At 62.2% G+C, this 8,179-nt stretch carries 8 protein-coding genes; 4 read left to right on the plus strand and 4 right to left on the minus strand.

Annotated features, from left to right (window positions below; translation table 11 throughout):
• A partial coding sequence (locus tag RWT78_RS25860) for an NAD(P)H-dependent glycerol-3-phosphate dehydrogenase (protein WP_314681851.1) occupies positions 1-604 on the minus strand: 604 nt, incomplete at its 3' end.
• 126 nt (positions 605-730) lie between these two features.
• Between RWT78_RS25860 and cofC the strand changes: the two genes are divergently transcribed.
• From cofC to RWT78_RS25875, 3 genes are read left to right on the plus strand one after another with little or no spacing between them, the layout of a single operon-like run.
• A complete protein-coding gene (cofC, locus tag RWT78_RS25865; RefSeq protein WP_080552786.1) occupies positions 731-1,480 on the plus strand; it encodes a 2-phospho-L-lactate guanylyltransferase in 750 nt (249 codons plus the stop codon).
• Between the two features lie 51 nt (positions 1,481-1,531).
• Positions 1,532-3,775 (plus strand): RNA degradosome polyphosphate kinase, encoded by a 2,244-nt coding sequence (locus RWT78_RS25870; protein WP_003942685.1) that lies wholly within the window; start codon positions 1,532-1,534, stop codon positions 3,773-3,775.
• Between the two features lie 17 nt (positions 3,776-3,792).
• Entirely contained in the window at positions 3,793-4,719 is a 927-nt protein-coding gene (locus tag RWT78_RS25875; RefSeq protein WP_007729338.1) for a bifunctional NUDIX hydrolase/histidine phosphatase family protein, read from the plus strand.
• 167 nt (positions 4,720-4,886) lie between these two features.
• Here the strand turns inward: RWT78_RS25875 and RWT78_RS25880 are convergent, their stop codons facing one another.
• The 3 genes from RWT78_RS25880 to leuC all read right to left on the minus strand — a co-directional run bounded on the left by RWT78_RS25880 (position 4,887) and on the right by leuC (position 7,789).
• On the minus strand, positions 4,887-5,573 hold the full coding sequence (locus RWT78_RS25880) for an HU family DNA-binding protein (protein ID WP_047271271.1): 687 nt from the start codon (positions 5,571-5,573) through the stop codon (positions 4,887-4,889).
• A 157-nt stretch (positions 5,574-5,730) separates the two neighbouring features.
• On the minus strand, positions 5,731-6,339 hold the full coding sequence (gene leuD / locus RWT78_RS25885; protein WP_003944724.1) for a 3-isopropylmalate dehydratase small subunit: 609 nt from the start codon (positions 6,337-6,339) through the stop codon (positions 5,731-5,733).
• Positions 6,340-6,367: 28 nt separating this feature from the next.
• Positions 6,368-7,789, minus strand: coding sequence for a 3-isopropylmalate dehydratase large subunit (gene leuC / locus RWT78_RS25890; RefSeq protein WP_003944727.1), 1,422 nt, complete (start codon positions 7,787-7,789; stop codon positions 6,368-6,370).
• Between the two features lie 158 nt (positions 7,790-7,947).
• Between leuC and RWT78_RS25895 the strand changes: the two genes are divergently transcribed.
• Positions 7,948-8,179, plus strand: a 232-nt coding sequence (locus RWT78_RS25895) for a helix-turn-helix domain-containing protein (protein WP_314681857.1), incomplete at its 3' end; no start/stop codon positions are given.

Raw genomic sequence — 8,179 nt, forward strand, 5'->3', positions numbered from 1 at the left:
CCGCCATGCCGCAGGCCAGCGCGATCACGTTCTTACACGCACCACCGATCTCGCATCCGATGACGTCGGAGTTGGTGTACGGCCTGAAATAGCCGGTAGCACAAGCATCCTGGAGAGCGAGGGCACGCGAGGAATCCGAACAGGCGATCACCGTCGCCGCGGGTTGCCCGCCGGCGATCTCGTGTGCAAGATTCGGGCCCGAGAGCACCGCGACGCGTCCCGGTTCCACGCCGGTCACCGACACGATGACCTGGCTCATGCGCATGAGCGTCCCGGTCTCGATACCCTTGGCCAGACTCAGCAGAGTCGCATCGGGCCCGATCGAGCCTTTCCACTGCTCCAGGTTTCCCCGTAGCGACTGCGAGGGAACCGCCAGCACGATGAAGTCAGCACCTGCCATCGCCTCCTCGTGGTGGTGGGTCGCGCGAATCGACGAAGGCAAAGCAATGCCTGGCAGATAGTCGCTGTTCTCGTGCGTGGTGTCGATGCGCTTCGCGACCTCTTCACGCCTGGCCCACATCGTCACGTCGGTTCCGGCCTCGGCCATCACCTTCGCCAACGCCGTTCCCCACGAACCTGCGCCCAATACAGCTGCCTTACTCACACGCTCACCCCGTCTACCCGGCGAAGCGGGTCGCCGCCAGAAAAATCGTCTGCACAGAGTATCGCCTGTGGTGCACTGCGGTGGGCAGCCGCGGACACCGAGCGTGATGACTGGCAAGATCGAGGGATGGACAGCGCGGAACCCCCGTACCCACACGCCGTGGAGACACCGCATGCGCGCACGGAGATCGAACGCCCCATGCATGCGATAGTGGCCGTCAAGTCCTTGAGATCGGCCAAGTCCCGCCTCGCGGGCGAACTCGACTCGGACGCGCGTGCAGACCTCGTGTTGGCCATGCTTCACGACACCCTCGCCACAGTTGCAGCCGTCTCGGCCATCGACAGCGTCACAGTGGTCACCCCAGACCCCACCGTTGCCGCCCTTGCATATTCCGTCGGCGTGACGGTCTACGCCGATCCAGCTCCCGACGGCGCCCGAACCAACGGCGCAACACCGCGCACGGAGGAAACCCTCAACGCGGCGTTGAGTGCAGCGGCCGCCGATATCCGAGCCAAGCGCGGAGTGGTCGACCTCGTTGTGCTGCAAGCCGACTTGCCCGCCATGCAACCGAGCGAACTGACGGAGGCCGTGGCCGCGGCCCGAAGCGGCGGACGTTCAGTCGTCGTCGATCACCACGGCACCGGCACTTCCGCATTGTTTGCGTGCGGCGAAAGCGCGCTCGACCCTCGGTTCGGGCCGGAATCCGCACTTGGACATGCCAATTCAGGTGCTCGTCCACTCAACGGCCAATGGCCGGGACTGCGCACCGACGTCGACACCCATGCCGATCTCGGCACTGTGCGAGCACTGGGAGTAGGCCCCGCGACATCGGCTTCGTTGACCAGACTCAAGGCCACGCCGTCGAACAGTCGATGAATTTTCTTTCATCGATTGTCGGACCGCGCGATTGTGGGGGATGATCGACGAGTGAGCAATGGCGAAGCACTCGAAAACCGTATTTCCGAAGACCAGTCGGACGGAGACCACAGCTCCGGCCGGCACGAGAACGGCGCGGCCACCTCGCCGCGATCTCAGGCCGTCGCGGTCGCCACCAACATCCCGGGCGCTCCCCCTGCAGCTACCAAGGCAGAGCTACCCGAATTGCTCGTCGGACTTCCCGAGGATCGTTACCTCAACCGCGAACTCAGCTGGCTCGATTTCAATGCCCGTGTTCTCGCATTGGCCGCCGACGAGTCACTGCCGTTGCTCGAACGCGCAAAGTTCCTCGCCATCTTCGCTTCCAATCTCGACGAATTTTTCATGGTCCGGGTCGCCGGACTCAAGCGCCGCGACGAGACGGGACTGTCGGTCAGGTCCGCCGACGGCCTCTCCCCACGCGAACAATTGGCGCTCATCGCGCGTCGCACCCAGGAACTCGCCGACAAGCACGCGCACGTGTTTCTCGACTCGGTCCGCCCTGCCCTGGCGGCAGAAGGCATTTCAATCGTTCGATGGGCCGACCTCAGCGCCGACGATCACGGCCGACTCTCGGCGCATTTCCACGAGCAGGTCTTCCCGGTCCTGACGCCGTTGGCAGTCGATCACGCTCACCCGTTCCCCTACATCAGCGGACTGAGCCTCAACCTCGCCGTGACGGTGAAGGACTCCGTCACCCGCGGCGAACACTTCGCTCGCGTCAAGGTTCCCGACAACGTCGGCCGGTTCGTGCGAGTCAAGAGCACGACATCTTCGTCCACCATCGATTCTTTCCTCCCGATGGAAGAACTGATTTCGGCTCATCTGGACGTGCTGTTCCCCGGAATGGAAATCGTCGAACATCACGCTTTCCGAATCACACGCAACGCCGATTTCGAGGTCGAAGAAGATCGGGACGAGGATCTGCTGCAGGCACTCGAACGTGAATTGGCGCGTCGTCGTTTCGGTTCACCCGTTCGCCTCGAAGTTGCCGACGACATGACCGAGCACATGCTCGAACTGCTTCTGCGTGAACTCGACGTCGATCCGGCCGACGTGATCGAGGTTTCCGGTCTCCTCGACTTGTCCTGCCTCTGGCAGGTTTACGCCGTCGACCGCCCCGCTCTCAAAGACGCTCCGTTCGTCCCGGCGACGCATCCGGCGTTCGGTGAACGCGAGACTCCGAAGAGCGTGTTCTCGACCCTGCGCGAAGGCGACGTGCTCGTCCACCACCCATACGACTCGTTTTCCACAAGCGTTCAACGCTTCATCGAACAGGCCGCCGCCGACCCGCAGGTGCTCGCGATCAAGCAGACCCTGTACCGCACTTCCGGCGACTCCCCCATCGTCAATGCACTGATCGACGCCGCCGAAGCGGGCAAGCAGGTTGTCGCGCTGGTGGAGATCAAGGCCCGCTTCGACGAGCAGGCCAACATCAAGTGGGCACGCAAACTCGAGCAGGCCGGCGTTCACGTCGTCTACGGTCTCGTCGGTCTCAAGACTCACTGCAAGACGTGCCTCGTCGTCAGACGAGAGGGCTCGACCATTCGTCGTTACTGCCACATCGGCACGGGCAACTACAACCCGAAGACCGCGCGCATGTACGAGGACGTCGGATTGCTCACCGCAGCACCGGAGATCGGTGCTGACCTCACCGACCTCTTCAACTCGCTGACCGGATACTCCCGAAAGACGAGCTACCGCAACCTTCTCGTTGCGCCGTACGGGGTTCGCCGCGGGATCATCGAGCGGATCGACAACGAGATCGCTCACAAGCTTGCAGGCCGCGATGCCGGTATCCGCTTGAAAGCCAACGCATTGGTCGACGAGCAGGTCATCGACGCGTTGTACCGCGCGTCCAAGGCCGGTATCCCCGTCGAGATCGTGGTCCGCGGAATCTGCGCGCTCAAGCCGGGCGTTCCCGGCCTCAGCGAAAACATCGAAGTACGTTCCATTCTCGGACGCTTCCTCGAACACTCGCGAATGTTCCATTTCCGCTCGGCCGACGAATTCTGGATCGGCAGCGCAGACATGATGCACCGCAACCTCGATCGCCGCGTCGAGGTCATGGTGCAGGTCAAGGACCCGAAACTGTCGAAGCAACTCGGTGACATCTTCGACTCCGCGCTCGATCCCCGAACTCGCTGCTGGGTACTGCATCCGGACGGGAGTTGGGTCGCTGCCCCCGAACGCGGTGAGGACGTACGTGAGCATCAACAGTCGTTGATGCGCAGCCGCACCGCCAGCGGGTCTTGACGGGCTCGGATCACACAATGAGCGACAAGCCGGTCAAAGCCAACATCTTTGCCGCAGGCGCGGTTCTGTGGCGGAAGGCTCCTCAGGATCCTTCCGCCATCGAGATCGCCGTCGTACATCGACCGAAGTACGACGACTGGTCATTCCCCAAAGGAAAGCTCGATCCCGGCGAGACCTTCTTGACCGCAGCAGTTCGGGAGGTCCGCGAAGAGACCTCGATCACCGGACGTTTCGGAAGGCACCTCGGTGGCGTGACGTACCCGATCCCGGGACATCGCAAACTCAAACGGGTCGAATACTGGTCGGCCGAAGCAGTGGACGGAGATTTCGGGCCGAATAGCGAAGTGGATGTTCTCTATTGGCTTCCGGTCACCGAGGTAGCCGATCATCTTTCCTACCCGATGGATCGAATGATTCTTCGCCGCTTCGTTTCCCTTCGGCCTGACACGAAAACGGTATTACTCGTCCGCCACGCAAAAGCTGGGAGCCGTAAGCGATACAAGGGCGACGACAATGTGCGTCCACTCGATGCCAAGGGCAAAGAGCAATCCGCCGCCTTGGTCGAACAGCTGAAAATCTTCGGAGCCGATTCGGTTTTCGCGGCTGACCGTACGCGCTGCATCGACACTGTGATGCCATTGGCGGAGGCATTGGGTGTCGAGATTTCGACGGAACCTCTTCTGACCGAAGAAGGTTACGAGGCCGATCCCGACGCCGCCAGGGCGCGTGCGCTGCAGATCGCCGCGCTGGAGGGCACTCCCGTAATCTGCAGCCAAGGAGGCGTCATCCCCGATTTAATGCGCTGGTGGGCTGATACGGCCGGTGTAACACTGCCCTCGGCGCGCAACCGTAAGGCGAGCACTTGGGTGCTCTCGTTCCTCGACGGCCGTCTGGTAGCCGCGGATCACCTCGACAGCCCGCTCCCCAAAGTCGCCAACTCCTGAGGGATTTGGACCAACCGACACTCAGCTCGATTCGGTAGTTTTGCAAAGCACTGAAACACAGGAGAATTCACACTTCTCCCAGACAGCAAAAAAGAGGTGCAGCCGCGGATCTGATCCGCGGTTGCACCTCTTTGTCTTACGGCATCGGGTTTTTCACCCGAACGCGACTACTTTGCGCGCTTGGCCGGAGCCTTCTTGGCCGGAGCCTTCTTGGCTGCGGTCTTGGCGGGGGCCTTCTTGGCCGGAGCCTTCTTGGCCGGAGCCTTGGCTGCGGTCTTGGCCGGAGCCTTCTTGGCGGGAGCCTTGGTGGCAACCGTCTTCTTGGCTGCGGTCTTGGCCGGAGCCTTCTTGGCGGGAGCCTTGGTGGCAACCGTCTTCTTGGCTGCGGTCTTGGCCGGAGCCTTCTTGGCGGGAGCCTTCGCGGCAACCGTCTTCTTGGCTGCGGTCTTGGCCGGAGCCTTCTTGGCCGGAGCCTTCTTGGCTGCGGTCTTCTTGGCAGCAGCCTTCTTGGCTGCAGCCTTGGTGGCCGGTGCTGCTACGCCACGCTTGACTGCCGGGCCGGTGGCCGGAAGCTTCTGTCCACCAGCGATAACAGCCTTGAACTGCGCACCCGGACGGAAAGCCGGAACCGACGTCGGCTTGACCTTGACGGTCTCGCCCGTACGCGGGTTGCGTGCAACACGTGCTGCACGACGACGCTGCTCGAAGACTCCGAAGCCGGTGATGGTCACGCTCTCGCCACGGTGGACGGCGCGGACGATGGTGTCCACGACGTGCTCCACTGCGTCGGTCGCTGTGCGCCTGTCCGAACCCAGCTTTTCAGTCAGAACATCGATGAGCTCTGCCTTGTTCATTGAAATTCCTCCGCTAATTGTGGTCCACCGTCGGACCGACTGAGAACCACGGTAAACCTGATAACGGCAAGAGTCTATGTGCCACGCCAATTCTCATTCAACGTGACTGCGAAATGGTGACCTATTTCTCTTCCCGCGCGGAGTTGCGGATTTCGGTTCAGCCCTGCGAAATTCGGGCTGGAAGGGTAGTCGGTTTCCATGAAGGCCTTGACTTTTCGAACTCGGAAATCGCGTCTACCTGCCGCAATGTCAGTCCGATGTCGTCGAGACCCTCCAGCAGACGCCACCGTGTGTAGTCGTCAATATTGAACGGCACCACCGTAGTTCCGGCGCTGACGGTCCGATTCTCGAGATCTACTGTCAATTCCAGTCCGGGCTGCTCTTCGAGCAACTTCCAGAGCAATTCGACGTCGCTCTGCTCGACCTGTGCCGCTACGAGACCGGCTTTTCCGGCGTTTCCGCGGAAGATGTCGGCGAACCGGGAAGCGATGACGACCCGAAATCCGAAGTCGGAGAGAGCCCACACGGCATGCTCACGCGAAGAGCCCGTGCCGAAATCGGGACCGGCCACGAGGACACTTCCCTTGTCGTACGGAGCCAGATTGAGAATGAAGTTGGGGTCGGTACGCCAGCCTGCAAACAGCCCGTCCTCGAATCCGGTGCGCGTCACCCGTTTCAGGTACACGGCAGGGATGATCTGGTCGGTATCGACATTCGAGCGTCGCAGCGGGACGCCGATACCCTTGTGCGTGGTAAAGGATTCCATCGAAATTCTCCTCGAGATGGTAAGTGGGTCAGACCAGATCGGCCGGTGCCGAGAGCGTTCCGCGGACCGCCGTGGCAGCCGCGACGAGCGGGGAAACCAGATGGGTCCGGCCGCCTTTACCCTGTCGGCCTTCGAAATTCCGGTTGGACGTCGATGCCGAACGCTCGCCGGGAGCAAGCTGGTCAGGGTTCATTCCCAAGCACATCGAGCAACCGGCCTGGCGCCATTCAGCCCCTGCCGCTGTGAAGATTTCACCGAGACCTTCGCTCTCGGCTTGAGCCCGCACCCGCATCGAGCCGGGAACGATGAGCATCCGAACGCCCTCTGCCACATGGCGACCCTCGAGCACCTCCGCCACTGCGCGCAGGTCTTCGATGCGTCCGTTGGTGCACGAACCGACGAACACGGTGTCGACAGAAACATCCCGAAGCGGCATACCGGCGTCGAGACCCATGTAGGTGAGCGCCTTCTCGGCTGCCTGACGCTCGCTCTCGTCGACGATCAGTTCGGGATCAGGCACACGGTCGCCGAGCGGCGCACCCTGTCCCGGATTGGTTCCCCACGTGACGAAAGGCGTCAATGCGCTTGCGTCGATGTGAACCTCGTTGTCGAATTCCGCGCCCTCGTCGGTCTTGAGCAACTCCCACGCGGCGACGGCTTCGTCCCACTCTGCGCCGGACGGTGCATGCGGACGGCCCTTGATGAACTCGTAAGTGGTCTCGTCCGGTGCGATCATGCCCGCGCGGGCTCCGGCCTCGATCGACATGTTGCAGATGGTCATACGAGCTTCCATCGACAGTTTGCGAATGGCCTCGCCGCGGTACTCCAGTACGTAGCCCTGGCCGCCGCCGGTGCCGATCTTGGCGATGACTGCGAGGATCAAGTCCTTGCTCGTGACGCCGGGAGGCAGCTCGCCGTCGACCGTGATCGCCATGGTCTTGAAGGGGCGCAACGACAATGTCTGCGTTGCCATCACATGCTCGACCTCGCTGGTGCCGATTCCCATTGCGAGCGCACCGAATGCGCCGTGCGTCGACGTATGACTGTCGCCGCACACCACGGTGGTTCCGGGCTGCGTCAGGCCGAGCTGCGGTCCGACCACATGCACGATGCCTTGGTCGAGATCGCCCATGCGGTGCAAGCGAACTCCGAACTCCTCGCAATTTCGGCGCAAGGTGTCGACCTGAGTCTTGGACACAGGATCTGCGATCGGCTTGTCGATGTCGATCGTCGGAACGTTGTGGTCCTCGGTGGCGATCGTCAGGTCGGGACGGCGCAACTGGCGTCCCGCCAGGCGAAGTCCGTCGAATGCCTGGGGGCTCGTCACTTCGTGAACGAGGTGGAGATCGATGTAGATGAGGTCGGGATCCTGCCCCTCCCCTTTCACGACAACGTGGTCGTCCCACACCTTCTCGGCGAGAGTGCGTGCTTTCTGTGCCATGTCTTCCACCTCTGTACGTAGCCTCGCGTCGGCGGACTACGGGCTGGCCCGCCGCGCGTGAAGTAGGTCCCCAGCCTTCACAGCAGATGCAGACTGTCCCGAGGAAATGCGCTATCCCTCCAGGAAATGCGGTAGCATCCCACTATGCGAGAAACTGGTATCGACCTATGAGACAGCATAGCGGCATCGGCGTCCTGGACAAAGCAATGGGCGTGCTTCATGCAGTAGCTGAGGAACCGTGCAGCCTCACCGAACTCTGTGCACGAACCGGTTTGCCGCGCGCGACCGCCCATAGACTCGCCGTCGGTCTCGAAGTCCATCGACTCCTCACTCGCGACTCGGACGGTCAGTGGTGCCCAGGGCCCGGACTCGCCGAACTCGCTGCCACCGCTAATGATC

Source organism: uncultured Rhodococcus sp. (assembly GCF_963525155.1).
Classification (GTDB): domain Bacteria; phylum Actinomycetota; class Actinomycetes; order Mycobacteriales; family Mycobacteriaceae; genus Rhodococcus_F; species Rhodococcus_F qingshengii.